This window comes from Sphingobium salicis subsp. salicis (assembly GCF_049472635.1).
GTDB lineage: Bacteria > Pseudomonadota > Alphaproteobacteria > Sphingomonadales > Sphingomonadaceae > Sphingobium > Sphingobium yanoikuyae_A.
Window position 1 is genome coordinate 172,749 of sequence record NZ_JAYRCS010000001.1, and the last position, 24,370, is coordinate 197,118.

Genomic DNA, 24,370 nt, shown 5'->3' on the forward strand with positions numbered 1-24,370 from the left:
GCGGAGAGAGGGACGTGCGGAAAGGGGGCTCAGCAGGGCAGTTGTCGCTTTGGCGCGCTTTCGGGAAGGCGCCATAGCACCGGCAATACGCCGAGCGCGACGATCGCGATCAGCCAGCCGGGGGCCGATGCCCATCCGCTGGCCTGCGTCAGTTGGTGCGACAGATAGGGCGTAAGGCCGCCGAACAGGGCCGTCGCACTGGTGGCGCCAAAGGCGAGGCCACTCAGCCGTCCTTCGCCGGGAAATTGTTCGGCCGTGGTCACGGCGCCGACCGCGCTCACTGCTCCGCCCAGCGCCGCTAGGAGGATTGCGCCGATCAGCGCGCCGCCCAATGCGCTTCCCTGCGCCATCAGGGCAAAGAGCAGGGCGGGCAGGGCGATCCCCGCCAGCGCCAGCGCGATCAGCACTGGCCGCCGTCCGATCCGGTCGGACAAAGCGCCGACCAGCGGCGTCACCAGGATCACAACGAGCGCCGCCAGCGTTGAGAGTGTCAGCGCATCGGCCTCGCCCATGCGGCCGGTGCCGATCAGGAAGCTCGGCACATAGACGATGCCGACATAATAGGTGATCGACCCCAGCGCCGAAATGGCAAAGCCGCGGCCGATCGCCGGTCGATAGGCGCGCAGGCTGAGGCGCAGGGGCTGGACCGGGATGCTGCCACGGGCCCGCTGCGCCAGGAAATCGGGCGATTCCTCGATCCGCGACCGCGCCAGCAGGATAAGCGCCGCCAGCCCCGCACCGACCAGGAAGGGGATGCGCCAGCCCCAGTCGGCCAGCGCCGCCTCGTCCAGCAGCGCCACGGTCAGGGCGGACAGCGCCACCGCCAGCAGCCCGCCGACCTCGCTCGCCGCCGACGCCAGCGATGTGATGAGGCCCCGCCGGCCGGGCGGCGCTCCTTCCAGAAGATAGGCGACGACGCCGGTATATTCGCCCCCGACCGAGAAGGCCATGACACAGCGCAGCGCCAGCAGCAGCCAGCCCGCCATCGCTCCGGCCTGCGCCTGCGTCGGCAGCAGCGCGGTCGCCAGCATCGCCGCGCTCATCAGCGCCATCGACAGCAACATGGTCGGCCGCCTGCCATGGCGATCGCCGATATAGCCAAAGAATATCGCCCCTAATGGCCGCATCAGATAGGCGATCGCAAAGCCCGCCAGCACATGGCCCACGCCCGCCGCGCCCCCGCCATAGAAGATGCGCGACAGCAGGGTGGCGAGATAGAGATAGAGGGTGAAATCATACCATTCGACGATGGTCGACAGCCCGGCAATCGCCAGCGATCGCTTCGAGAGGCTCTGCGGCTGCCCCATCGGCGGCGTTTCCTCATCCATCAGAGCCTACCCCCAATCCGTTTGCTTCGAGCCTGTCGAGAAGCGGCAAGCGCCGACCTTCATGTCCCGCTTTCCTCCGTTTCTCGACAGGCTCGAAACGAACGGGGCGGGTTGGCGCGCCATGCTCTAACCATCGGCAAAGCCGAACGGCGCCCGCGTCCGCCGATAATCGTCGGGCAGCATGTCGCGGCCGATCGGCGGGGCGGACCGAGCCATGCACTGGCTGCGGTGGCACAGGCGACAGGTAACGCCGATCGGCGTTGGCGCGGGCGGCGGCGCATCCTGGCTATAGACCAGCCGATGGGCATGGTCGGCCGCGCAGCACAGCGCGATCGCCCGCTCCACCTTGGCCGCGCCCCAACTGCCGCCGCCGGCCGTCACGGTGCGCGCGATCGAGAAGAAGCGCTGGCCGTCGGGCAGTTCCAGCCATTGCGTCACCACCTCGCGCGGCGTCTCGAACACGCGATGCACCGACCAGAGCGGACAGGAGCCGCCATGGCGGGCAAAGGGGAAGCCGGCCCCGTCCAGCCGTTTGGAGACATTGCCGGCCGGATCGACCCGCAGGAAGAAGAAGGGCACGCGCTCCTGCCCCGGCTTCTGCAACGTAGTGAGGCGATGCGCCGCCTGCTCGAAGCTGACGCCGAACTGCCGGGCCAGCGCCTCGACATCATAGCGCTTCGCCTCCACCGCCTTGGCGAAGGCACCATAGGGCATCAGGATCGCCGCCGCGCCATAGCTGGCCAGCGCCCGCCGGGCGAGCCGCCGGCCGCTCTCGCTGGCGAACTGCCCGTCCTTCAGCAGCGCGTCGAAGCCCTTGCGCATTTCCAGATAGGCGATCTGCAACGCGAGCTGGAAGGCCGAGCTGGCGCCGTCCAGCGCATCGTCCAACAGTACCGCGTCGCGATGCCGGTCCAGCCGCCGCATCGATCCCGCCATCACGTCCGACGGCAATCGCCGCACCCGCAAATTGTGCCGCGCCTTGAGCCAGCCGGCCAGCCCCCCCTCGGCCTCCGCTTCCGCCGCCAGCTTCTCGGCCGCATCGTCGAGCAGCGGAAAGCTGTTGCGCCGCGCAGCGATGAAGCGCCGCGCCTCCGCCACCGGATCGGCGCCATCCTCCTGCGGCTCCGCCTCCGCCCCCCGGTCCGCCAGCGCCAGATGCTCCTCGCGATAGCTGGTATAGAGCCGCAGCAAAGCCTCTGTAATGCCCGGATAATTGACCGCGACATCGCCGGTCGCCAGTTGCGGCAGGTCGATATCGGCGAACATCGGGTCTTTCAGCACCGCCTGCAGCCGCGCCGTCTGTTCCGTGCCGCCGTCGCCCGCCACTTCGGCCATGTCGAGCTTGTAGGTGCGGGCGAGGCGTAGCAGCATGTCGGCGGTCAGCGGTCGCTGATTGCGTTCCAGCAGCGCGACATAGGAGGCGCTGATCTCCAGATCATTGGCCATGTCCGCCTGGGTCAGGCCCAGCTCGCGCCGCAGCCGCCGCAATCGCGGCCCCATATAGACGGGACGATCCTTGGCCATGACACCGACTCCTGTACGCTCTTTACAACTTTACAGCAGATTTTTGTAAAGATCGACAACTGGACTTTCGCAGGGGTGCCGCACCCCGTTTCCTGTGTCTACTTCGCTGTCATTCTTTCTTGCAGCTCACCCCGAGGGAATGACGACATGACCTATCAAAGTGAAATCGCGAAGGCCGACACGCTGATCGGTGGCCAGGGCCATTGGGACGGCATCGCGCCCGAATCCGTCGCCCGCATGCGCCTGCAGAACCGGTTCCAGAGCGGCCTCGACATCGCCCGCTACACCGCGAAGATCATGCGCGCCGACATGGCCGCCTATGATGCCGATCCGGCCAAGTACACCCAGTCGCTGGGCTGCTGGCACGGCTTCATCGGCCAGCAGAAGATGATCAGCATCAAGAAGCATTTCGGCACCACCAAGGGCCGCTACCTCTATCTCTCGGGCTGGATGGTTGCGGCACTGCGCAGTGAATTCGGCCCGCTGCCCGACCAGTCGATGCATGAAAAGACCAGCGTCCCCGCGCTGATCGAGGAACTCTATACCTTCCTGCGCCAGGCCGATGCTCGCGAACTGGGCGGCCTGTTCCGCGATCTCGACAAGGCCCGCGCGGAAGGCGACGAGGTCCGCGCCGCCAAGCTGCAGCAGCAGATCGACAATTACGAAACCCATATCGTTCCGATCGTCGCCGACATCGATGCCGGCTTCGGCAATGCGGAGGCGACCTATCTGCTCGCCAAGAAGTTCATCGAGGCCGGCGCCTGCTGCATCCAGATCGAGAATCAGGTCTCGGACGAAAAGCAGTGCGGCCATCAGGACGGCAAGGTCACGGTCCCGCATGAGGACTTCCTCGCGAAGATCCGGGCGGTTCGCTATGCCTTCCTGGAACTCGGGATCGACGATGGCGTGATCGTCGCGCGCACCGACTCGCTGGGCGCGGGCCTGACCAAGCAAATCGCCTTCACCCGGCAAGCGGGCGACATCGGCGACCTGTATAATGGCTTCCTCGATTGCGACCCGGTCGATGCCGGCGCGATCGGCCATGGTGACGTCCTCATCAGCCGCGATGGGCAGTTGATGAAGCCCAAGCGCCTGCCGTCGAACCTCTATCAGTTCCGCGCCGGCACCGGTGAGGATCGCTGTGTCCTCGACTGCATTACCGCGCTCCAGAACGGCGCCGACCTGCTGTGGATCGAGACCGAAAAGCCGCATATCGGCCAGATCGGCGGCATGGTCAGCCGCATCCGCGAGGTGATCCCCAATGCCAAGCTGGTCTATAACAATTCGCCCAGCTTCAACTGGACGCTGAACTTCCGTCAGCAGGTGTTCGACGCCTGGGTCGAAGCCGGCAAGGATGTCAGTGCCTATGACCGGGCGAGGCTGATGAGCGCGGACTATGACGCCACCGACCTCGGCGTCGAGGCGGACGAACGCATCCGCACCTTCCAGAAGGATGCGGCGCGGGAGGCCGGCATCTTCCACCACCTCATCACCCTGCCGACCTATCACACGGCGGCACTCAGCACCGACAATCTCGCCAGGGGCTATTTCGGTGATGCCGGAATGTTGGCCTATGTCGAGGGCGTGCAGCGGCGGGAAATCCGCGAGGGGCTAGCCTGCGTGAAGCACCAGAATATGGCCGGCTCCGACATTGGCGACGACCATAAGGAATATTTCGCCGGCGAAGCCGCGCTCAAGGCCGGAGGCACCCACAACACGATGAATCAGTTTGCGGCCTAAACCCTATCCCCGTCATCCCCGCGAAGGCGGGGATCCATCTCCCGACCTCGCGTCAGGAACCGGCGTTGGGAGATGGGTTCCCGCTTCCGCGGGAACGACGAAATAGAATCTGCCGCAGGCGCCCCATCTTCCCGGCGATATCCCGATGCTTGTCGGGAAGATGGGTTCCGCAAGCGTAACAAGCATGGAAGATTAGGGTTTCGCGGCCGGGGCCGTGAAGACAGCCAGTTCGCGGGGACTTCGACACTCCCTTCGCGATTTGGGTGGAGGGACCCTCGACGGCCCGGTGGCGCACCACCGGGCCGTTTTTTTGTCTGCCCCAAAGGGGAGGCGTTTAAGCGATCCCCGCCCGCTGGAGCACCGCCTGCTTCAATATGTCGAGCGGCATCGCGCCCAGCGTCAGCACCTCGTGGAACTGCTTGAGGTCGAACTTGTCCCCCTGCGCCGTCTTCACTTGCTCGCGCAGGTCGTTCCACACCGTATGGCCGATCTTGTAGCTGCACGCCTGGCCCGGCCAGACGGTATAGCGGTCGATCTCGCCCTGGCTGCGGCCGCGTGCGATGCCGGTGGTGGCGATAAGGTAATCGGTCGCCTTCTCGCGGCTCCAGCGCTTGGCGTGCATGCCGCTGTCGACCACCAGACGGGTGGCGCGGAACAGCAGCGACTGGAGATAGCCGACCTGGCCCAGCGGATCGCCCTTATACATGCCCATCTCGTCGGCCAGTTGTTCCGAATAGAGCGCCCAGCCCTCGGAATAGCCGCTGTAGAAGCCGCGGCGGCGGATCATCGGGATCGAATCTGATTCCAGCGCCACCGTCACCTGCAGATGGTGGCCCGGCACCGCCTCATGATGGGTCAGCGTCGCAAGGCCGAATTTCGGCCGGTCGAACGTGTCGCGCAGGTTGATGAAGTAAATGGCCGGCCGCGACCCGTCGAGCGAGGCATTCTGATAATAGCCGCCCGGCGCGCCCGCCTGGATCGTCACCGGCACACGGCGCACCTCGACCGGCGCCTTGGGCACGGTGTTGAACGCCTCGCCCAGCCGCGCCTGCATCGCCTTGATCTGGCTGTTGAGCTGTGCCAGCAGCGCCTCGCGGCCCGGATCGGTATTGGGGTAGAGCTGGTCGGGGCGCTTGTTGAGCGCGACCAGACGGTCGCCTACCGTGCCCTGGCTCATCCCTTCGCCCTTCAGGATCGCGTCGATCCGCGACGAGATGCTGGCGACCTGATCCAGGCCCATCTGGTGGATCTCGTCGCCGGTCAGCCGGGTCGTGGTCGCGGCCTCGGCGGCGGCGGCATAGAAGGCCTCGCCGTCGGGCAGACGCCAGCAGCCGGCATCATGCACCGCCTTGGCGCGCAACTGCTGCACCAGCGCGCGCTGGCGATCGACCGCGGGGAAGACCTTTTCCGCGACGATCTTTTCCGCCTGCGCCGCGCGTTCGGGCGGCAGGCCGGCGGCGGCCAGCTTCTTGGCAAAGCTCGCCACCAGCACGGTCTGGGCGGCGGGCTGGTCGCGCAGCGCCGCCTGCATCTTCATGGTGGTGTCGAGGATATAGTCGGGCGCGAACACGCCCTTGGCCGCGTCCGCCTTCTGCCGCTCCAGCTCGCCATCCATGCTGGTGGGGAAGGCCTCCAGCCGCGCCAGATAGGCATCGGCATCGGCTGCGTCCTTCACCCGGTGCTGGCTGTCGAGGAAATCGGGCGTCTCGCGATAGGAGCCGGTCAACTGGCTGAGGATATAAGGCGCATAGCGGCCCGCCGTCTCGCCATAGGCGAAACGTTCGCCACCCACCGCGCGGTCGAGCTGATAGGCGACGACATCATAGTCGAGCTGGCTGGCCGGGCTGAGCGCCGCACGGTCCAGGCCCGCCAGTTGCTTGGCCTGCGTCTTGGTGCGGGCGAGGTCGCGGGCCGCGCCGGCGGCGCTGGTGTCGCTGAGCTTGCCGCGCAGCGCCGCGCGGGCGCCGGTATCGAGGCCAAGGCGGGTCGCCTGTTCCGGGCTGTCGTCCAGCCGCTCATAGAAGAAGCCGTCCAGCATGGCGCGCAGGCGGGCATCCTGCGATCCCGGCTGCGCAAAGGCGCGCGGGGCGGATGCGGCCAGCGCGGTGGCGCCGCTGGTGGTGAGGAATTGGCGTCGGTTCACAAAATGCTCCCTGTTCTGGCCCTGGCGCGAACGGTCGCCCGCCCGCCGGGGTCGCCTTAGTGCCGCGCATGCAAGTGCTTGGCTAGAGCGGTTTTCGAACTGGTTGAATCAAGGAAACCGCTCTAATTATTTGTTTTGCCGCGATTTCTTAATCAGCAATCGATGCCGATTGCTTGGAAATCGCTCTAGGGGCGAGGGGGGAATGACGCGACAGTTGAAAGTTCACACCGTCATGCGTCGTGATTTCGGGGCGATTTTGGCGACAACGCGCCTGTCGCGCGCCCGTGAAGCGACAATGAAGCGACATTGGGGTCACGCTGAAGCGACAGCCAAGCGACTGCCGGGGGGGCTCGGAGCGCCAGCGCATTGGCCCCGCAGCGGTCGAGCCGGTGCCGGCGAGCCGATCGCGCAGCCGGCGGGCTGAGGGGGAAGAGGGAACTCCTGGACTATTCGATCCCGTCATCAATGCCTTTGCTTTCGGCCGCTTGGGCCGATCAGGCGGAAGGTGGGCGTGGCAGGAAGCGGGCCATGCGGGTGTGGAGCAAGGCGATCAGGTTCGCATCCATGAAGGCGTAATCGTCCGGTATGTCGAGGCAGACGATCCTTGTGCCGCCCAGCGCAGCATCTCATCGTCCAGCGGCGTTTCCGCATCATGGTCAGCGAAAATCTGCTCGGCGGTGGGGCTGCGCAGCTTGTTCTGGCTGCAGACGAAGAGATAATGCCGGTCTCGCGCCTTCACTTGCCATAGCCGGTCATGGAGAAGGGCCGCGCCTTCACGCCGGTCGCCCATGTCTTGTTGGGGCTGGCCTGCATGGTGAAGCGCAATTCGCCGCCAGCGCGGATTTCCGTGTCGGTGATATAGCCGCGATCGAGCGGCTTGCCGTTCAGCGTCACCTTGCCGACATAGCGATTGGCGTCGGAGAGGCCGTCGGCAATCACGGTGAAGCGCTGGCCATTCGGCAATGCCATGTCGGCGCGGTCGACGAAGGGGCGGCCGATCACATATTCGTTGCTGCCCGGCGCCACGGGATAGAAGCCCAGGGCGGTGAAGACCAGCCAGGCGGACATCTGACCCAGATCGTCATTGCCGGCCAGGCCCTCCGCCGTGGGCTTATACTGGCTGTCGACGATCTGCTTCAAGCGCTCCTGCGTGCGCCAGGGCTGGCCCGCATAGCTGTAGAGATAGGCGACATGGTGGCTGGGTTCGTTGCCATGGATATATTGGCCGATCAGGCCGGAAATATCCTCGGCATGGCTATAGTCGATCTTGCTATTGTCATAGTCGAACATGGCGTCGAGCTTGGCGATGGTTTTCGTGTCGCCGCCCAGCAGGCGGAACAGGCCGCCCTGATCGTGCGGCATGAACCAGCTATATTGCCAGGCATTGCCCTCCGTATAGTCGCTGCCATAGTTGATCGCGGTCGGATCGAAGGGGGTGCGGAAACTGCCATCCGCCTTGCGCGCGCGCAGGAAGCCGGTCTTCGCGTCGAAGCTGTTGCGCCAGTATTGGGCACGCTTCTCGAAGCGCTCTGCCGTGGCGGTGTCGCCCAACTGGCGGGCGAGGCGGGCGATGGTCCAGTCGTCATAGGCATATTCGACCGTCTTGGACGCGGCTTCGGGCTCGCGGTCGATGGGAACATAGCCAAGCTTCATATAGTCGCCGAGGCCGCCATAGGGGGCATAGTCGGCGCTGGCGACCATGGCTTTCAGCGCGGCGGCGCAGTCGATGCCCCTGATCCCTTTCAGGCAGGCGTCGGCGATGACCGGGACGGCATGATAGCCGATCATCGTCCAGGTTTCCTTGCCGCCAAACTGCCAGACGGGGAGGATGCCGAACGGGCTGGTCTTTTGCCCCGCGACCAGCGAGTTCACGAAATCGGCATTCTTCGCTTCGGGCTGGATCAGCGTCAGCAGCGGATGTTCGGCGCGGAACGTGTCCCACAGCGAGAAGGTGGAATGCATGGTGAAGCCGGTTCCTGCATGGACCTGATCATCCGGCCCGCGCCAGCGGCCGTCGGCATCGCTCCAGACGCTGGGCGCCATCAGGCTGTGATATAGGGCAGTGTAGACATTGGTGCGCATCGGCTTGGGCGCGTCGATCTGCACCGCACCCAGCGCATCGTTCCAGGCGGTGCGGGTCTTGGCGCGGATCGCGTCGAAATCGCCCGGTTCGCTGGCGAGGTTGGCGATGGCGCCATCCTCGTCCACGCCCGACAGCGCGACCTTCGCCTCCAGCGGCTTCGTCAGCGTGCCAAAGTCGAGCTGCGCCACCAGCGCGCGGCCGGAGAGGGAATCCAGCGTCTCGGGGCCGCGACCGGGGCCCTTGAAGCCCTTGTAGAGGATATCCTTCTCGGTGCTGACGAAGCGGTGGCCGGTCAGCGGCGCGGAAAAGCGGATGGCGAAGAAGATGCGCCGCGGCGTGGCCCAGCCGCGGACCTCGCGCGATCCGGTAATCGTGCCATCGGGGCGGATGCGGATCGAGGACCAGAGGATCTTGCCGGGATAATCATAGATGATCGAGCGCAGGTCCAGCACCAGATGCGCCGCCTTGCCGGTGGGGAAGGCATAGCGGTGGACGCCGACACGGGTGCCGGCCGTCATTTCCGCTCGCACGCCCGGATCGGTCAGGGTGACAGCATAATAGCCGGCCGAGGCGATTTCATCGGCCTTGTGCGAGCGGAAGCCGGGCGTCTTGTCGTCGCCAGCTTCCAGCGGGACCGTATCACCGCTGACCGGCATCACCAGGAAATCGCCCAGGTCGCTATGGCCCGCGCCGGAAAAATGGGTGTGGGAGAAGCCGAGGATCACCGGGTCTTCGTGGCGGTATCCGGCGGCCCAGTTATAGGTCTGGCGTGCTGGGCCGACATGGGTGTCGGGGGAGAGCTGGACCATGCCGAAGGGGGCGACGGCGCCGGGGAAGGTATGGCCTTCGCCCGAGGTGCCGATGAAGGGATCGACCGCATCGACCGGTGCGGAAGGCGCTTCGCTGGTCTGGGCGGAAAGGGCGGTGCCGGCGAGCAAAGTGGCCAGCAGGACGGGGCGAGCGATGCGGGTCAGGATCATGGCGCTGGGTTAAATCATGGCCGGGCGGCCGGGCCAAGCCGATAGCGGCAATTTTCTGTCCTCAAGAAAGGCTGGGCTGGCGTCGGCGGGTTTGGCTGGCTAGCTATCGGGAGTAATGAAAAGAGCGTTGATCGTCCGACATGTGCCGCGCGAGGGTGCGGCAGGCTATCTCCAGCCGATCGAGGCGGCCGGCTATCAGATCGAGCGGATCGATGTGGCCAGCCCCGATTTCGCCGATATCGACCTGACCGAGCCCGATCTGCTCATCATGATGGGCGGGCCGATGGGCGTCTATGAACAGGATGTGCATCCCTGGATCCCGGTGCAGATCGGCAAGCTTTCCGCGCGGCTGGCGGCGGACCGGCCGACGCTGGGCGTGTGCCTGGGCAGCCAGATGATCGCGGCGGCGCTGGGCGCGCGGGTCTATCCGGGTGGGCATATGGAACTGGGCTTTGCGCCGGTCAGCGTCAACGCGGCGGGGGCGGGATCGCCGCTGCGCCATATCGACGGCGTGCCGGTGCTGCACTGGCATAGCGACACGTTCGACCTGCCCGATCAGGTCGAATTGCTGGGGTCGACCGATCGCTATGCGCATCAGGCGTTCCGGCGCGGGGCCAATCTGCTGGCGCTGCAATTCCACGCCGAAATGGGCGAGGATCCGCGCTTCGAGGACTGGCTGACCCATTTCTGGGCCGATCTGGACGTCGCCGGAAAATGCGGCATCGCGCTGCGGAAGGATCATGATGTTCATGGGCCGGGCGCGGTGGCGGCGGGCCGGGCGATGATCGGCGAGTGGCTGGCGGGGATCAGGGTGTAAGGCACTGATCTCCCACCCAACTCCGCCAGGGTGCGCCGAGCTTCTTAATCCTGTCTGATAAGCTGAGCTTGTCAGGCCCGTGGATCGTTCCGCCTGTCGGTCCGTTTCCCGTTGCGCTAAGGGGACGCGCACCACGCACAGGGGAGATTGATCGATGGCCTATACGCTCATCACCGCCAACCGGAATTATTCGAGCTGGTCGCTGCGGCCCTGGCTGCTGATGAAGGGGCTGGGGATCGATTTCGTCGATCGGATCGAGCCCTTTGCCGCGCCGGTCAATTACAGCGCCTTTCGCAGCTTTTCGCCGACGGGACAGGTGCCGGCGTTGATCGATGGCGACCGGACGCTCTGGGATTCGCTCGGCATCCTCCTCTATCTGGCCGACCGGCATGAGGGCGTCTGGCCTGCCGATGCCGATGCGCGCGCCTTTGCCCAGTGTGCGGTGGCGGAAATGCACAGCGGCTTTTCCGCGCTGCGGTCGACCTGCACGATGAATGTCGGGGTGCGGGTGGAGCTGAACCTGATCGAGCCGGCGCTGAACAAGGATATCGCCCGGCTGCGCGAACTCTGGGAGCAGGGACTGGCGCGCTTTGGCGGGCCCTATCTGGCTGGCGCCGATTTCAGCGCGCTCGACGCCTTCTATGCGCCGGTCGCCTTCCGGGTGCGCAGCTATGGCCTGGATGTCGGGCCGATCGCGCGGGGCTGGGTCGAGACCATGCTGGCCCATCCGGCGATGCGCGAATGGGAACAGGCGGCGCTGGCCGAGACCTGGCGCGAGGAGGGCCATGAGGCGGAACTGGCGGCAGTCGGCCGCGTGGTCGAGGATTATCGCGCGGCGTAACATTATTGCTTCAGCCTTGCGAAAAACGCACATTATCCATCGCAAACTCCGTTTCTCCCCCTTTCCCCTGGCGCCTTACGGGTCTAGGGGGAGGGGACCATGGTTAAGCCACGCACCCTCTATGAGAAGATCTGGGACGCGCATGTCGTTGAACGGCGTCCCGATGGAACCTGCCTGATCTATATCGATCGTCACCTCGTGCATGAAGTGACGAGCCCGCAGGCGTTTGAAGGCCTACGCCTTGCCGGGCGCAAGGTGCGCCGGCCCGACCTGACCCTGGCGGTACCCGACCATAATCTGCCGACGACGCCGCGCCGCGACGCCGATGGTCATCGCATCCCGATCGCCGACCCGGAAAGCGCGCAGCAGCTTGCCGCGCTGGAACGCAACGCGCCCGAATTCGGCGTGCGCCTGATCGGCGACGCGGACCCGGAACAGGGCATCGTCCATGTCGTCGGCCCGGAACAGGGCTTCACCTTGCCGGGCACTACCCTGGTCTGCGGCGACAGCCATACCAGCTCGCACGGCGCGCTGGGCGCGCTGGCCTTCGGCATCGGCACGTCCGAGGTCGAGCATGTGCTGGCCACCCAGACCCTGCTGCTGAAACAGTCCAAGACCATGCAGGTCGTGGTCGAGGGCGAGCTGGGCTATGGCGTCACCCCCAAGGATGTGGCGCTGGCAATCTGTGGCACGATCGGCACCGCCGGTGGCACCGGATACGTCATGGAATATCGCGGGTCGGTATTCCGCGACATGTCGATCGAGGGCCGCCTGACCGTCGCCAACATGTCGATCGAGGCGGGCGCCCGGTCCGGCCTGTTCGCGCCGGACGAAAAGACCTTCGCCTATATCGAGGGCCGCCCGATGGCGCCCAGGGGCGCCGACTGGGATGCCGCCGTCGCCTGGTGGAAGACGCTGCACACGGATGAAGGCGCGGTGTTCGACAAGACGGTCGTGATCGACGCGGCCGACATCGTCCCCAACGTCACCTGGGGCACCAGCCCCGAGGATGTCGTGCCGGTGACCGGCGTCGTGCCCGATCCGGAAAGCTTCGCCGATGCGTCGAAGCGCGCCGCCGCGCAGAAGTCGCTCGACTATATGGGCCTCATCGCCGGGCAGAAGATGGAAGATGTCGCGATCGAGCATGTCTTCATCGGCAGTTGCACCAACAGCCGGATCGAGGATCTGCGCGCCGCCGCCGGCCTGCTGAAGGGGCGGCATATCGCCGCCGGCATCAAGCATGCGATGGTCGTGCCGGGATCGGGCCTGGTCAAGCGCATGGCCGAGGCCGAGGGGCTGGACCGCATCTTCCTCGACGCCGGTTTCGAATGGCGCGAGCCAGGCTGTTCGGCATGCCTGGGCATGAACCCGGACAAGGTGCCGGCCGGCGAACGCTGCGCGTCGACCAGCAACCGCAATTTCATGGGCCGTCAGGGTCCGGGGTCGCGCACGCATCTGGTCTCGCCGGAAATGGCGGCGGCCGCGGCGCTGACTGGCCGGTTGACCGATGTGCGCGCATTGATGGGTGAAAAAGAGGGGGTGGTCGCATGAAGAAGGTATTCTGGGTGTTGGCGCTGGGCGCGCTGGCCAGTGCGGCGATGGCCGCGACGCTGGGCCGTGCTGAGGACGGTCCCGCGGTGGAGGCGAAGCGGGCGCACTGATGGACAAGCTGACTACCGTCGACGGCCGGGCCTATCCGTTCGGGATGAAGAATGTCGACACCGACATCGTCATCCCGGCGCATTGGCTCAAGACGATTTCGCGCGCCGGCCTTGGCAAGGGTGCGTTCGAGGTGCTGCGCAAGGAACCGGGCAATGTCTTTGACGATCCCGAATATGCCGGCAGCCCGATCCTGATCGCGGGCGACAATTTCGGCTGCGGCTCCAGCCGCGAACATGCCGCCTGGGCGCTTGGCGACCTGGGCATCAAGGTGGTGATCGCGCCGAGCTTCTCCGACATCTTTTCGGGCAATGCGTTCAAGAATGGCATATTGACCGTGGTGCTGCCGCAGGAGGCGATCGACCGACTGATGGAAGTCGCCAAGACCGACCCGATCCATGTCGATCTGGAGCAGCAGAGCGTCACCACCCAATATCAGGATCGCTTCAGCTTCGAGATCGACCCGTTCCGCAAGCATTGCCTGCTGGGCGGCCTCGACGAGATCGGCCTGACCCTGGATGAGGCGGATGTGATCGACGCGTTCGAGGCGAAGGATGCGGCTTTGCGCCCCTGGCTGGTGCCGGCCGTTGCCTAAAGGCGCGGTTCCGCCTATCTCTGAACGCGACAGACGCATTTCAACAGGGCTTCACGCATGACCACTTTCGACGACCGCGAGCGCGCATTTGAAAATATGTTCGCGCACGACCAGGAGATGCAGTTCCGCATCCAGGCGCGCCGCAACCGCCTGCTGGGCGAATGGGCGGCCGCGAAGATGGGCCTGACCCCTGAGGAAACCGACGCCTATGCCAAGGCCGTCGTGCAGGCCGATTTCGAGGAAGCGGGCGACGAGGACGTCATCCGCAAGCTGCTGGGCGACATGACCCAGGCGGGCCTCGACATCGACGAAGCGGGCGTGCGCACCGCGCTCGACGAGCAGGCGGTGATCGCCCGCCGCATGTTCATCGAAGCGCAGTAAGGCAGGTATCGCCATGCCGATGGCAGCAGACGATATTGCCGAGATGATCAAGACCGCGATCCCGGATGCGCAGGTCGAGATTACCGACCTTGCCGGCGACGGCGATCATTATGCGGCGAAGGTCGTGTCCGAGAGCTTTCGGGGCATGAGCCGGGTGGCGCAGCAGCGCGCAGTCTATGCGGCGCTGGGCGGACGCATGGGCGGGGTGCTTCACGCCTTGCAACTGACCACCGCCGTTCCCAACTAACCGCCATAGCGACATATGCGTCCGCCGCGCGGCGACGCCAGACAAGAGAATTGGACCCAGTGAAATGACCGACGCCGTGCAGCAGCGGATCGCCGACATCGTCAACGGTAATGACGTGGTGCTCTTCATGAAGGGCACGCCGCTCTTCCCCCAGTGCGGCTTTTCCAGCCGCGCGATCGCGATCCTGGAGCATCTGGGCGTGAATTACGAGACGGTCGACGTGCTGCAGGACCAGGCGGTCCGCCAGGGCATCAAGACCTTCTCCGACTGGCCGACCATTCCCCAGCTCTATGTGAAGGGCGAATTTGTCGGCGGCAGCGACATTATGATGGAAATGTACGAGGCTGGCGAGCTTCAGCAGCTGATGACCGACAACGGCGTCGCTGCGGCGAACTGATCGCCGGCTCAGGGCGAAAGATCGAGGGGGCGGTCCGCTGGTCGGGCCGCCCTTTTTCTTGTCTGCAGTGCGGGCATATGAAGCCGGCCAGGGCCGGTTCAATGTGCTGCAAGCCCGGCTGACGATTAGGTCTGTGAAAGCTTCGGGAACGGCCACCGGGTGGGGGATGCCTGCGGAGACCGTGCCGGCATCCCCCGGTAGTTGAACGGTGGGTATGTGGGAAGAGAAGCATCCGGCGTGCCAGAAGTGGAAAGCCACGCATTCGTGCATGGTTCAAGGGTTAACGCCGCCAGTCGTCCGCTGTCGTTTGTAAGGTCGCCCGACACTTCCGTCGAAAAGCCATTTGGGCCGAGCCGCTTTCCTGATTGACTACATCCGTAATCGATGCGACTACATGTGTAGTTGGAGAGTCGGAACAGGGTCGGGATCAGGCAGTGAGCGAGAAGATCAGCGAAGCGGAACTGGTGGTGATGGAAGCGCTGTGGGAACAGGCGCCGGCAACCGCCAATGACGTCGCCGATCGCGTCACCGCCGAACGCGACTGGAGCCTGCAGACGGTCAAGACCTTGCTGTCGCGGTTGATGGCCAAGGAAGTGATCGCCGCCGATCAGGATGGCCGCCGCTTCCTCTATCGCCCGCTGGTGGCGCGCGAAGATTATGTGGCGAGCGAGTCCGGACGGCTGGTCAATCGCCTGTTCGGCGGTCGCATCTCTCCCCTGGTCGCCCAGCTGGCGAGCCAGGATCAGTTGAGCGCGGATGATATCGCGGAGCTTGAGGAAATCCTGAAGGGGTTGAAATCATGAGCGTCTGGATGGCCGAAACGCTGATCGCCACGACCCTGCTGATGGCGATGGTGATGATGTTGCGACGCCCGGTGGCGCGCTGGCTGGGGGCGGGGGCGGCCTATTGGCTGTGGCTGCTGCCGCTGGCCCGCATGCTGTTGCCAACGCTTCCGCGCGAGGTTGCCGCGCCTTCGCCGCTGCATAATGTCGTGGACCAGGCGGGCCTGCCGGCGCTGCTGGAGATCGCGCCTTCGCCCGCGGCACAGGCCGCAGCGACAAGCATCCCCTGGCTGGAAATGGCGATTGGCCTGTGGGCGCTGGGCGTCGTCCTGTTCCTGGTCGTGCAGGCGATCGGCTATGCCCGGTTTCGCCGCGACATATTGGCCGGATCGACGCCGCTGGGCGAGGAAGGGCGCATTCGCCTGATCACCAGTCCGCAGGCATCGGGGCCGCTCGCCTTCGGTATTTTCCGGCCCTATATTGTCCTGCCGGCCGATTTCGGGCTGCGCTATGACGCGCAGGAGCAGGATATGGCGATCGCCCATGAACGCGCCCATCATGAGCGCGGCGATCTGGCCGCCAACATGGTCGCGCTGCTGCTGCTGGCGTTGCACTGGTGCAATCCGGTCGCCTGGATCGCCTATCGCGCCTATCGCGCCGATCAGGAAACCGCCTGCGACGCGCGCGTCCTCTCGCTCTACGGCCAGGATCAGGCCCATGCCTATGGCCGTGCCATATTGAAGGCCGCCGGTGGTCGCCAATTCGCCGGCGCCTGCCATCTCACCCGCATCACCACGCTCAAGGGGAGGCTGAAAATGCTTTCGAGCCATGAAACATCGTTGAAGCGCATCAGCTGGGGCATGGCCGCCGTCGCCATGGTCGTTGCCACGGGCCTGGCCCTTACTGCATCGGGCAGCCGCGCCGCGCAGCAGATGGCGGCGATCACCGACAAGGTCGATCAGGCCGATTTCGCCAGGCTGACCAACCTGGTGTCGCAGCCTGTATCGGCGCGGGAGGCCCTGCCGCAGGCCGCGCCGGTTCCCGCCGCCGCGCCCATGCCGGCGGCAGCGCCTGCGCCGGTCGCCCATGCCGATCGCGTGCCGCCCGCAGCGCCCGTGCCGCCGGTTCCGGCCGCCGACATCGTGCCCCCGGTTCCGCCGGTCCCGCCCGTGCCGCCGGTGACGGTGCGCAGCGAGCCGGGCCGGGTGATCGTCACCCATGCCAATGGCCGGGTCGAAACCCATCGCATCCCGACCGAGGCGGAGATTGCCCGCATGGTGCCGGTGGTCGACGTGCGCGAAGGCTGCGAGGGTGACAAGGTCACCAGCCATCGCGAATTTGTCGATGCCAATGGCCGCCGCAACATCCGGGTGCGCATCTGCGAGCGGGCGATCGAGGCGCAGGCCCGCAAGGCGGAGCGGATCGCCATGCTGAACGCTCGCGATGCCGAGCGCATGTCCCGCAATGCCGAACGGGCGGGGCGCAATGCCGCGCGCGCCGGGCTGACCGCCGCCCGTGCCCAGATCGCCGCCAGCCGCATGCCGGAAAGCGATCGGGCCGAGGCACTGCGCGACATCGACCAGGAACTGGCCGACCTCGATCGCAATCCGGACTGAGGCTTTTTTAGACCGCCACCACTTCGGGCAGGATGGCGTCCAGCAGCAACATGCCCGCCGGGCTGACCTGAAGCCGGTTGCCGGTTCGCCAGACCAGCCCCAGATCATTCATCCGGTCGACCGCCCGATCATCCACCAGCGCGTCGATCGGCAGGCCCGAGAGGCCGGCGATCCGGGCCAGATCGACCCCTTCGCCCAGACGCAATCCCATCAGCAGCGCCTCGCGCGCCTTGTCCTCGGCCTGCAGCGGCACTTCCTGTTGCAGACCGTTGCCGTTGCGATCGACCGCGCCCATCCAGTTTTCCGGCTTCTTGTGGCGCAATGTCGCCATGCCGCCGCGGCGGCCATGGGCGCCGGGGCCGATGCCGACATAGTCGCCATAGCGCCAGTAGATGAGGTTGTGGCGGCTTTCCTGCCCCGGCCGGGCATGGTTGCTGATCTCGTAGGAAGGGATGCCGGCCTGCGCGGTCATCGCCTGGGTCAGCTCATAAAGGGTGGCGCCATGATCCGGGTCGACCGGTGTCAGCTTGCCCTGCGCGGCGAGCGTGGCGAAGCGCGTGCCCGGCTCGATCGTTAACTGATAGAGCGACAAATGGCCGGTGCCGAAGGAGAGGGCGCGCGCCAGCTCCGCTTCCCAGTCCGATTCGCTCTGGCTGGGGCGCGCGTAGATGAGATCGAAGCTCACCCGGTCAAAAATGCGACGAGCCGTGTCGAGTGCGCCCAGCCCCTCATCGACGTCATGGGCACGCCCCAGGAAGGCCAGCGCCTCATTGTCGAGCGCCTGCAGGCCGAGCGACACACGGTTGATCCCGGCGGCCGCGAGATCGCCGAAACGCGCGGCTTCCACCGAGTTCGGGTTGGCCTCAAGCGTGATCTCTATGTCGTTGGAAAAGCCCCAATGTCTTTCCGCCGCCTCGATCAGGGAAGCGGCGATGCGGGGCGGCATCAGCGACGGCGTGCCACCGCCAAAGAAGATCGAACGGAGCGGTCGCCGGCCGGTTTTTTCCGCTTCATGGGCAAGGTCGGCGAGCAGCGCAGCCTGCCACGCATCGGCGTCGATCCGGTCGCGCACATGACTGTTAAAATCGCAGTAAGGACACTTCGAAACACAAAATGGCCAATGAACATATAGGCCAAGAGCCTCGGTGAAAGCCGGTGGGGCGAGAAGGACTTCGGGTGACATGAGTGGACATATCTTTAGACGCGTTCAGCGCGGCCCGCTAGCGGCTGCACTGATGCTTTTCGGCGGGATGATCGCAGGGGCGGTCGCACCGGCATCGGCTTCGGTCAATCGCGACGTGTGGAATTATTATAATATCCAGCCGGCGCCGCGTTCCGACGCGATGCTGCGCCAGGTGGTGATGGACGTGCATAATCGCGAGCGCCAGTCGTTGGGCGTGCCCGCGCTGGCCTGGGACGATCGCCTGGCGGCCGATGCGGCCGGCTATGCGCGCCAGATGGTGCATACCAACCAGTTCCGCCATTCGCATGGCGGCGAGCGCGACGAGGAAATCGGCGAAAATCTGTGGATGGGGACGCACCGGGCCTATGGCTATACCGCCATGCTCGACGCCTTCATGGACGAACGCCGCGCCTTCGTGTTCAAGGCCCGCTTCCCCGACGTCAGCACGACCGGCAATTGGGAAGATGTCGGCCACTATACCCAGATGATCTGGCGCGGCACCCGTCGGGTCGGTTGCGCGCTGGGCGAAGGCGCCCAATATGATTATCTGGTCTGCCGCTATTATCCGGCCGGCAATGTGTATGGCATGAGCCCGTTCGATCGCGACTTTGGCGGCTGGCAGGGCTGAAGGCGTTTCCCAGGCGGATCATTTTTCCTCTCTGTCGATTATGCCTTGAAGCGCAGTCGGCAAAAGGGGGGAGGAAAAATGCAGCCCGTTTCAAGAACAAGGCCATGGGCCTGTATCAGCATGACGATCGCGCTGCTGGCTCTGGCTGCGTGCGGTTCACCGTCCCCGACGCCCGATAATCAGGGCGCTGCGCCCGAAAACGCCTCCGCCAACGCCGCCCAGCCGGACAAGGCACCGGCCCCCCGATCCACCCAGGCCGACCTGTCGCCCCTGTCCTGCACCGCCGAGATCGGCGCCGCAGCGGCCGAGCGCCGCGTGAAGCTGTGCATCAGCGTTTCGCCCGCCACCCATCCGCCCTGCAATGCCGCCAATAGCTGCGCGATGATCGAGGACGAGATCGCGCGCAGTTGCGCCCTGTTCGATGGCCAGGGCGAGCCGATGGCGGGATGCGCGCCCGAACCCAAGAGCATGGCGGCCGCGGCGGCCGTAGTGCAGCGTTATTATGCGGCGATCAACGCGCGCGACTATGGCACCGCCTGGAGCCAGTGGGGCGAGAATGGGCCGGCAGGGCAAACGATGGAAAAATTCCAGGCCGGCTTTGCCGCCACCCGCACGACCCATGTGACGATCGGCCGGATGACGCCTGGCGATGCGGGCGCCGGCTCCGTCTACCAGCCGGTGCCGGTGACGATCGACGCGGAGCTGACGGATGGCACGCGCCAGCATTTTGCCGGCACCTATGTCGTGCGGCGCGTCAATGATGTCGACGGGGCATCGGCCGCGCAGCGGCGCTGGCATATCGATTCGGCGAAGCTGCGACCCGTTTCGTCGGAGTGACGTGGACAGGCGATCGCCTGTACCGGACTATTCATCCCTGCTTCACACGATCGGGCGTTTAGCCGCAGCATCGCGTTCCGAACCGGCCGGGCCGGGGGAGAAGCGCGGGCTATCGGGTCGAAAGAATAAAGACGATGCGCGGGTGGAAATGGGGGCTGGCCGTTGCGACGGCCGCCATGATGCTGGGGATTTTCGGTGGCAAGGGAGAGGCTGCGCCTGCGCGGCGCGCGCTCAGCCCGGCCGAACAATATGGAATGGAAGAGGCCGATCGCGACGATGGGCTGCTGCAGGACGTGGTCCTGGGCATGCATAATGACGAGCGCAGTCGCTGGGGCCTGACCCCGCTCGCCTGGGACCGGACGCTGGCGGCGGATGCGGCGCGCTATGCACGGCAGATGGCACGGACCAACATCTTCGCCCACAGCCCGCGCGCGACCCGCGCGGTGCCGAGCGGCGAAAATCTGTGGATGGGGAGCCGGGGCCTCTATGATTATGAGGTGATGGTCGGCGCGTTCCTCAATGAACGGCGCTATTTCCGTCGGGCGGGCAAGATGCCCAATTTCAGCACCACCGGCCGCTGGCAGGATGTCGCCCATTATACCCAGATCATCTGGCGCGGCACCCGGTCGGTCGGCTGCGCGCTGGCCGAGGGCCGCAGCTTCGACTATCTCGTCTGCCGCTATTATCCCGCCGGCAACATGTTCGGCATGGGGCCGCTGGATGCGGCGCCGGTGCTGGCGGGCGGCGAGGAATAGGGGCGGCCGGGACCGCCCCCCATCCGATCAGATCACCGCTTTCACCAACTGGGCGAAGGCGTCGGCGCGGTGGCTCATCGCGTGCTTGGCGTCCGGGGCCATCTCGCCGAAGCTGATGTCGTGGCCGAGCGGCTGGAACATCGCGTCATAGCCAAAGCCATTTGCCCCGCGCGGCGGCCAGACCAGCAGGCCGTCGACCCGGCCCTCGAACGCCTCGACATGGCCGTCGGGCCAGGCGAGGGCGAGGGCACAGATGAAATGGGCGCCATGGCCGGCATCCGGCCCCTTGGCCTGCACCCCGTCCCACACTTTCTGCATCGCCATGCCGAAGTCCTTTTCCGGCCCGGCCCAGCGGGCGGAGAAGAGGCCCGGATCGCCGTTCAGCGCCTCGACGCACAGGCCACTGTCGTCGGCGAGCGCAGGCAGGCCGGAGAGGTCGGCCGCCTGCATCGCCTTCAGCTCGGCATTGGCGATGAAGGTGGTGCCGGTCTCGTCCGGCTCGGGCAGGTCGAGCGACGCGGCGGAGATCGGCTCGATGCCGTAGGGGCCGAGCAGGGCGGCGATTTCCCGCACCTTGCCGGCATTGTGGCTGGCGATCACCAGCTTGCCGGGCTTCAGCTTGCGGATCGCCTGTTCCTGTCCATAGTCGTCGCTCATCTGGCTCTACCCTGTGTCGTTCGTTTCGAGCGTAGTCGAGAAACGCACGAATGCGCTATCTGCTTCTCGACTTCGCTCGAAGCGAACGGATTTCAATTACCGACCCGTCGCCACATCCTGCGCGGCGAAGATCTTGGCGCAGCCGATGCGGGCGAGGCGGAGCAGGCGAAGCAGCTCTTCCTCGTCATAGGCCGCACCCTCGGCCGTGGCCTGCACTTCGGCGAACTTGCCGTCGCCGGTCAGGATCAGGTTGGCGTCGGTCTCGGCATTGCTGTCCTCGGCATAGTCGAGGTCGAGCACTGGCGTGCCTTCATAGATGCCGCAGCTGATCGCCGCGACCTTCTGGATGATCGGGTCTTCGCTGAGCGCGCCCGAGGCGAGCAGCTTGTCGACGGCGATGCGCAGCGCAACCCAGCTGCCCGAGATGGCGGCGGTGCGGGTGCCGCCATCGGCCTGGATCACGTCGCAGTCGATCACGATCTGGCGCTCGCCCAGCTTCTTGAGGTCCACGACGGTGCGCAGCGAGCGGCCGATCAGGCGCTGGATTTCCTGGGTGCGGCCCGATTGCTTGCCCTTGGCCGCTTCACGGCTGCCGCGGGTGTGGGTGGCGCGGGGCAGCATGCCATATTCGGCCGTGACCCAGCCCGATCCCTTGCCGCGCAGGAAGGGGGGCACCTTTTCCTCGATCGAGGCGGTGCAGAGGACACGGGTGTCACCGAAGCTGACGAGGCACGAGCCTTCGGCATGGATGGTGAAGCCGGGTTCCATGGTGATGTCGCGCATCTGGTCGGGCGCGCGGCCGGAAGGACGCATAATATTCTACTCCGAAGCGGTCAGGTGGCGGGCCTTAGCGCTCGGCTGCGCTGCATGCCAGTGCCAAGCGCCAAAAGTTGCGATAAGAGGGGCGCCATGAAGAGAGCGATGATGATGGGGCCGGTTGCGATGTTGGCGCTGGCGGGATGCGTGACCGACCGGGAGAAGGTGGAGCTGGAGCCGCCGACGGCCGCCGGCGACACGATCCGCTTCACCGCCGGCCGCTGCTTCGGCGCCTGTCCCGCCTATAGGCTCACGGTGACGCCCGATGGCTCGGGCCTGCTGGAGCCCGAGCGCTTCACCTCCGTCCCCGGTCCGACCCGCTTCACCGTCAGCGCCGCGCAATATCGCCAGCTGCGCACGGGCCTTGCCCCGTGGAAGCCGGCGACCGGCACGGCAAAGCGCATCGCCCAGGGCGAGAATTGCACCCGCTTCGCCACCGACATGCCGAGCTACACGATCGAATGGACGCGTGGTGGTGGTAAGGGCGGGGGCAAGGGCGCGAAACCGACCCGGCTCGATTTCCAGTCCGGCTGCATGGACAGCCGCTATGCGAAACTCCGCACGACGATCGGCGGGATACCCAAGACGCTGGGCATCGAACCGATGCTGAAGCCCAAGCCGGCAAGCTGAACCACCGCCCCGCGACGCGACAGCCCGAAGTTCACAGTGTCGCAGGGCTAAATTGCGTCGATTCCGGCGAATTGCGCCTGTCACGCGCCAGCGAAGCGTCAGCCACGCGACACGCGGGTCACGCCGACGCGACAGTCGCGCGCCTCTGACGCGACAGTGAGGCGACAGGGAAACGACAGCGACGCGACGGTTTTGGGCGTTGGGCGGGGGTGTGAAGGGGACGGCAGAGGCGCTCGGTTCCATCGCACAGCATAGATCAGAAGATCGGCGAATAGGAAAGGGAGGCGGGGATGCGCCCATCCAAGCCGTTCAATTGAGAAAATGGCGCACCGATGAGCGGTCAGTCCTCTGTGGATGGCTCCCGCGTTGCAAGTACAAATTGATGTTTTGACGTTCGGTCGGTTGCAGTCGTCTGTCCGGCCTACTGTTGCAGTCGGGAGGGACTGCTGGCCCTGATGGGGTCCGCAAACCAGGTCCCAATCGGCTTAACAGGCTATAACGCCTCTGACAGTCCATGGGTTGTCCTGGTTCCCGGTCTGACCGGTATCGCCATCACATCGCATCGCGCTTACAACATCGTGAAGCTGATCTCCTCAGCTTGAGCTCTTAGATGTCAGCCCGCCAGCATTGGGTTATGGCGTGCCTGATAGGTTTCCCCGCGCGTCATGAGCGCCCAGATGACCCTGGCCATCTTGTTGGCCATGGCCACCGTCGCGACCCTGACCGGCTTCTTCGCCAGCCACGCGAGAAGGCGCGGATCGGCAGTGTCGGGTTTGTATTTGGCATATCGGACCAATGCGGTTGCGCCGATGACGAGCAACTTGCGCAGATACTTGTCGCCCATCTTGGTGATACGACCGAGACGATCCTTGCCCCCGCTCGACTTCTGCAGCGGTGTCAGACCCAGCCAGGCTGCAAACTGACGCCCCGACCGGAACTGATGGGGATCGGTTACCGACGCAGCAAAAGCCGTCGCGCCAACAGGTCCAATGCCGGGGATGGTGGACAGGCGTCGTGCGAGGTCGTCACTACGTTGCAAGGCGCCAAGGCTCTTGTCGATTTCCCGGAGCCGGACATGTGTGTCGATCACTTGCTGCGACAGCATGGCAACCACCATTGTTGCCTCCACGGGAAGGCCTGTATCGACTTCTCCCTCAACAATCTGCCTTGCCATAGAAAGCGCCTTCTCAAGGCCTTCCGGAATGGCGATCCCGAACTCCGCCAACATACTGCGCATCATGTTCACCAGCTGCGTGCGCTGCCCCACCAGCAAGCTTCGGGCGCGATGCAGTGACAGCGCGGATTGCTGCTCGCGCGATTTCACAGCGACAAACCGCATCGTCGGGCGCGTGACCGCCTCGCAGATCGCCTCGGCATCGACAGCGTCATTCTTACCGCGTTTAACATAGGGTTTGACGTAGGCCGGTGGCATCAGACGCACCTCGTGACCCAACCCGATCAACTCGCGCGCCCAGTGATGGGAGGTGCCGCAGGCCTCGATTCCGACCAAGCATGGCGACAACTTCCTGAAGAACGGGAGCAACTGGGCTCGGCGCAACGCTTTGCGGACAACGACCTTGCCTGCTGCGTCTATGCCGTGAACCTGGAAAACATTCTTGGCCACATCCAGGCCGATCGTGGTAATCTCCATGGCGGATGGTTCCTTTGCTCGGGTTTGCCTGACAGCAAACCATCTTGGCACCTAGATGCCGTGAGCGGGAGCCATCCACC

Annotated in this window: 23 protein-coding genes; 14 read left to right on the top strand and 9 right to left on the bottom strand. The window is 65.5% G+C overall.

The genetic code is table 11. From position 1 onward, the window contains the following. Positions 1-29: 29 nt before the first annotated feature. Both VHN57_RS00855 and VHN57_RS00860 read right to left on the bottom strand, forming a co-directional pair. A complete protein-coding gene (locus VHN57_RS00855; protein ID WP_423285952.1) occupies positions 30-1,307 on the bottom strand; it encodes an MFS transporter in 1,278 nt (425 codons plus the stop codon). Between the two features lie 147 nt (positions 1,308-1,454). Beyond that, positions 1,455-2,852 carry a helix-turn-helix domain-containing protein gene (locus VHN57_RS00860; protein WP_423282348.1) on the bottom strand — a complete coding sequence of 466 codons (1,398 nt, stop codon included), beginning with the start codon at positions 2,850-2,852 and terminating at the stop codon, positions 1,455-1,457. Positions 2,853-2,999: 147 nt separating this feature from the next. Here VHN57_RS00860 and VHN57_RS00865 point away from each other — a divergent pair, with 147 nt between their 5' ends. Beyond that, positions 3,000-4,592 (top strand): isocitrate lyase, encoded by a 1,593-nt coding sequence (locus VHN57_RS00865; protein ID WP_278988028.1) that lies wholly within the window; start codon positions 3,000-3,002, stop codon positions 4,590-4,592. A 334-nt stretch (positions 4,593-4,926) separates the two neighbouring features. Here VHN57_RS00865 and VHN57_RS00870 read toward each other — a convergent pair whose 3' ends face one another. From VHN57_RS00870 to VHN57_RS00880, 3 genes are all read right to left on the bottom strand, one after another. Next, complete coding sequence (locus tag VHN57_RS00870) at positions 4,927-6,735, bottom strand: DUF885 domain-containing protein (protein WP_278988027.1); 1,809 nt, start codon at positions 6,733-6,735, stop codon at positions 4,927-4,929. Between the two features lie 550 nt (positions 6,736-7,285). Further along, positions 7,286-7,474, bottom strand: a complete 189-nt coding sequence (locus VHN57_RS00875; RefSeq protein ID WP_423282351.1) for a hypothetical protein — start codon at positions 7,472-7,474, stop codon at positions 7,286-7,288. Further along, the gene (locus VHN57_RS00880) at positions 7,471-9,798 is read right to left on the bottom strand and encodes a GH92 family glycosyl hydrolase (RefSeq protein WP_278988354.1); all 2,328 of its coding nucleotides are present in this window, start codon (positions 9,796-9,798) and stop codon (positions 7,471-7,473) included. The genes VHN57_RS00875 and VHN57_RS00880 overlap by 4 nt, the downstream gene beginning before the upstream one ends. A gap of 115 nt (positions 9,799-9,913) precedes the next feature. Here VHN57_RS00880 and VHN57_RS00885 point away from each other — a divergent pair, with 115 nt between their 5' ends. The 9 genes from VHN57_RS00885 to VHN57_RS00925 all read left to right on the top strand — a co-directional run bounded on the left by VHN57_RS00885 (position 9,914) and on the right by VHN57_RS00925 (position 17,133). Then, positions 9,914-10,615 (top strand): glutamine amidotransferase, encoded by a 702-nt coding sequence (locus VHN57_RS00885; protein ID WP_278988352.1) that lies wholly within the window; start codon positions 9,914-9,916, stop codon positions 10,613-10,615. 154 nt (positions 10,616-10,769) lie between these two features. Beyond that, positions 10,770-11,456 carry a glutathione S-transferase family protein gene (locus VHN57_RS00890; RefSeq protein WP_278988237.1) on the top strand — a complete coding sequence of 229 codons (687 nt, stop codon included), beginning with the start codon at positions 10,770-10,772 and terminating at the stop codon, positions 11,454-11,456. Positions 11,457-11,555: 99 nt separating this feature from the next. Beyond that, entirely contained in the window at positions 11,556-13,007 is a 1,452-nt protein-coding gene (gene leuC / locus VHN57_RS00895) for a 3-isopropylmalate dehydratase large subunit (RefSeq protein WP_278988233.1), read from the top strand. Between the two features lie 109 nt (positions 13,008-13,116). Then, a complete protein-coding gene (gene leuD, locus VHN57_RS00900; RefSeq protein WP_004210902.1) occupies positions 13,117-13,710 on the top strand; it encodes a 3-isopropylmalate dehydratase small subunit in 594 nt (197 codons plus the stop codon). Between the two features lie 57 nt (positions 13,711-13,767). Further along, positions 13,768-14,091, top strand: coding sequence for a DUF1476 domain-containing protein (locus VHN57_RS00905; protein ID WP_004210904.1), 324 nt, complete (start codon positions 13,768-13,770; stop codon positions 14,089-14,091). A gap of 13 nt (positions 14,092-14,104) precedes the next feature. After that, positions 14,105-14,338 (top strand): BolA/IbaG family iron-sulfur metabolism protein, encoded by a 234-nt coding sequence (locus VHN57_RS00910; RefSeq protein WP_004210906.1) that lies wholly within the window; start codon positions 14,105-14,107, stop codon positions 14,336-14,338. A 64-nt stretch (positions 14,339-14,402) separates the two neighbouring features. Next, positions 14,403-14,735, top strand: a complete 333-nt coding sequence (gene grxD, locus VHN57_RS00915; RefSeq protein ID WP_004210908.1) for a Grx4 family monothiol glutaredoxin — start codon at positions 14,403-14,405, stop codon at positions 14,733-14,735. A gap of 434 nt (positions 14,736-15,169) precedes the next feature. Beyond that, on the top strand, positions 15,170-15,538 hold the full coding sequence (locus VHN57_RS00920) for a BlaI/MecI/CopY family transcriptional regulator (protein ID WP_004210924.1): 369 nt from the start codon (positions 15,170-15,172) through the stop codon (positions 15,536-15,538). Then, on the top strand, positions 15,535-17,133 hold the full coding sequence (locus tag VHN57_RS00925; RefSeq protein ID WP_278986727.1) for a M56 family metallopeptidase: 1,599 nt from the start codon (positions 15,535-15,537) through the stop codon (positions 17,131-17,133). Before VHN57_RS00920 ends, VHN57_RS00925 begins: the two co-directional genes overlap by 4 nt. 7 nt (positions 17,134-17,140) lie before the next feature. On the opposite strand, the gene hemW is transcribed toward VHN57_RS00925, so the two are convergent. Further along, positions 17,141-18,316 (bottom strand): radical SAM family heme chaperone HemW, encoded by a 1,176-nt coding sequence (gene hemW / locus VHN57_RS00930; RefSeq protein ID WP_278986726.1) that lies wholly within the window; start codon positions 18,314-18,316, stop codon positions 17,141-17,143. A gap of 52 nt (positions 18,317-18,368) precedes the next feature. Between hemW and VHN57_RS00935 the strand changes: the two genes are divergently transcribed. From VHN57_RS00935 to VHN57_RS00945, 3 genes are all read left to right on the top strand, one after another. After that, positions 18,369-18,944, top strand: a complete 576-nt coding sequence (locus tag VHN57_RS00935) for a CAP domain-containing protein (protein ID WP_010337592.1) — start codon at positions 18,369-18,371, stop codon at positions 18,942-18,944. Between the two features lie 120 nt (positions 18,945-19,064). Next, the gene (locus tag VHN57_RS00940) at positions 19,065-19,781 is read left to right on the top strand and encodes a hypothetical protein (protein ID WP_278986725.1); all 717 of its coding nucleotides are present in this window, start codon (positions 19,065-19,067) and stop codon (positions 19,779-19,781) included. 134 nt (positions 19,782-19,915) lie between these two features. Then, positions 19,916-20,536 carry a CAP domain-containing protein gene (locus tag VHN57_RS00945; protein ID WP_278986724.1) on the top strand — a complete coding sequence of 207 codons (621 nt, stop codon included), beginning with the start codon at positions 19,916-19,918 and terminating at the stop codon, positions 20,534-20,536. 27 nt (positions 20,537-20,563) lie between these two features. Here the strand turns inward: VHN57_RS00945 and rdgB are convergent, their stop codons facing one another. Next, a complete protein-coding gene (gene rdgB / locus VHN57_RS00950; protein WP_278986723.1) occupies positions 20,564-21,193 on the bottom strand; it encodes an RdgB/HAM1 family non-canonical purine NTP pyrophosphatase in 630 nt (209 codons plus the stop codon). Positions 21,194-21,289: 96 nt separating this feature from the next. Next, entirely contained in the window at positions 21,290-22,006 is a 717-nt protein-coding gene (gene rph / locus VHN57_RS00955) for a ribonuclease PH (protein ID WP_004210935.1), read from the bottom strand. Between the two features lie 96 nt (positions 22,007-22,102). Here rph and VHN57_RS00960 point away from each other — a divergent pair, with 96 nt between their 5' ends. Then, positions 22,103-22,639 (top strand): DUF6438 domain-containing protein, encoded by a 537-nt coding sequence (locus tag VHN57_RS00960; RefSeq protein WP_278986722.1) that lies wholly within the window; start codon positions 22,103-22,105, stop codon positions 22,637-22,639. A 613-nt stretch (positions 22,640-23,252) separates the two neighbouring features. Here the strand turns inward: VHN57_RS00960 and VHN57_RS00965 are convergent. After that, complete coding sequence (locus VHN57_RS00965) at positions 23,253-24,290, bottom strand: IS110 family RNA-guided transposase (protein WP_125990357.1); 1,038 nt, start codon at positions 24,288-24,290, stop codon at positions 23,253-23,255. Between the last annotated feature and the right edge of the window lie 80 nt (positions 24,291-24,370).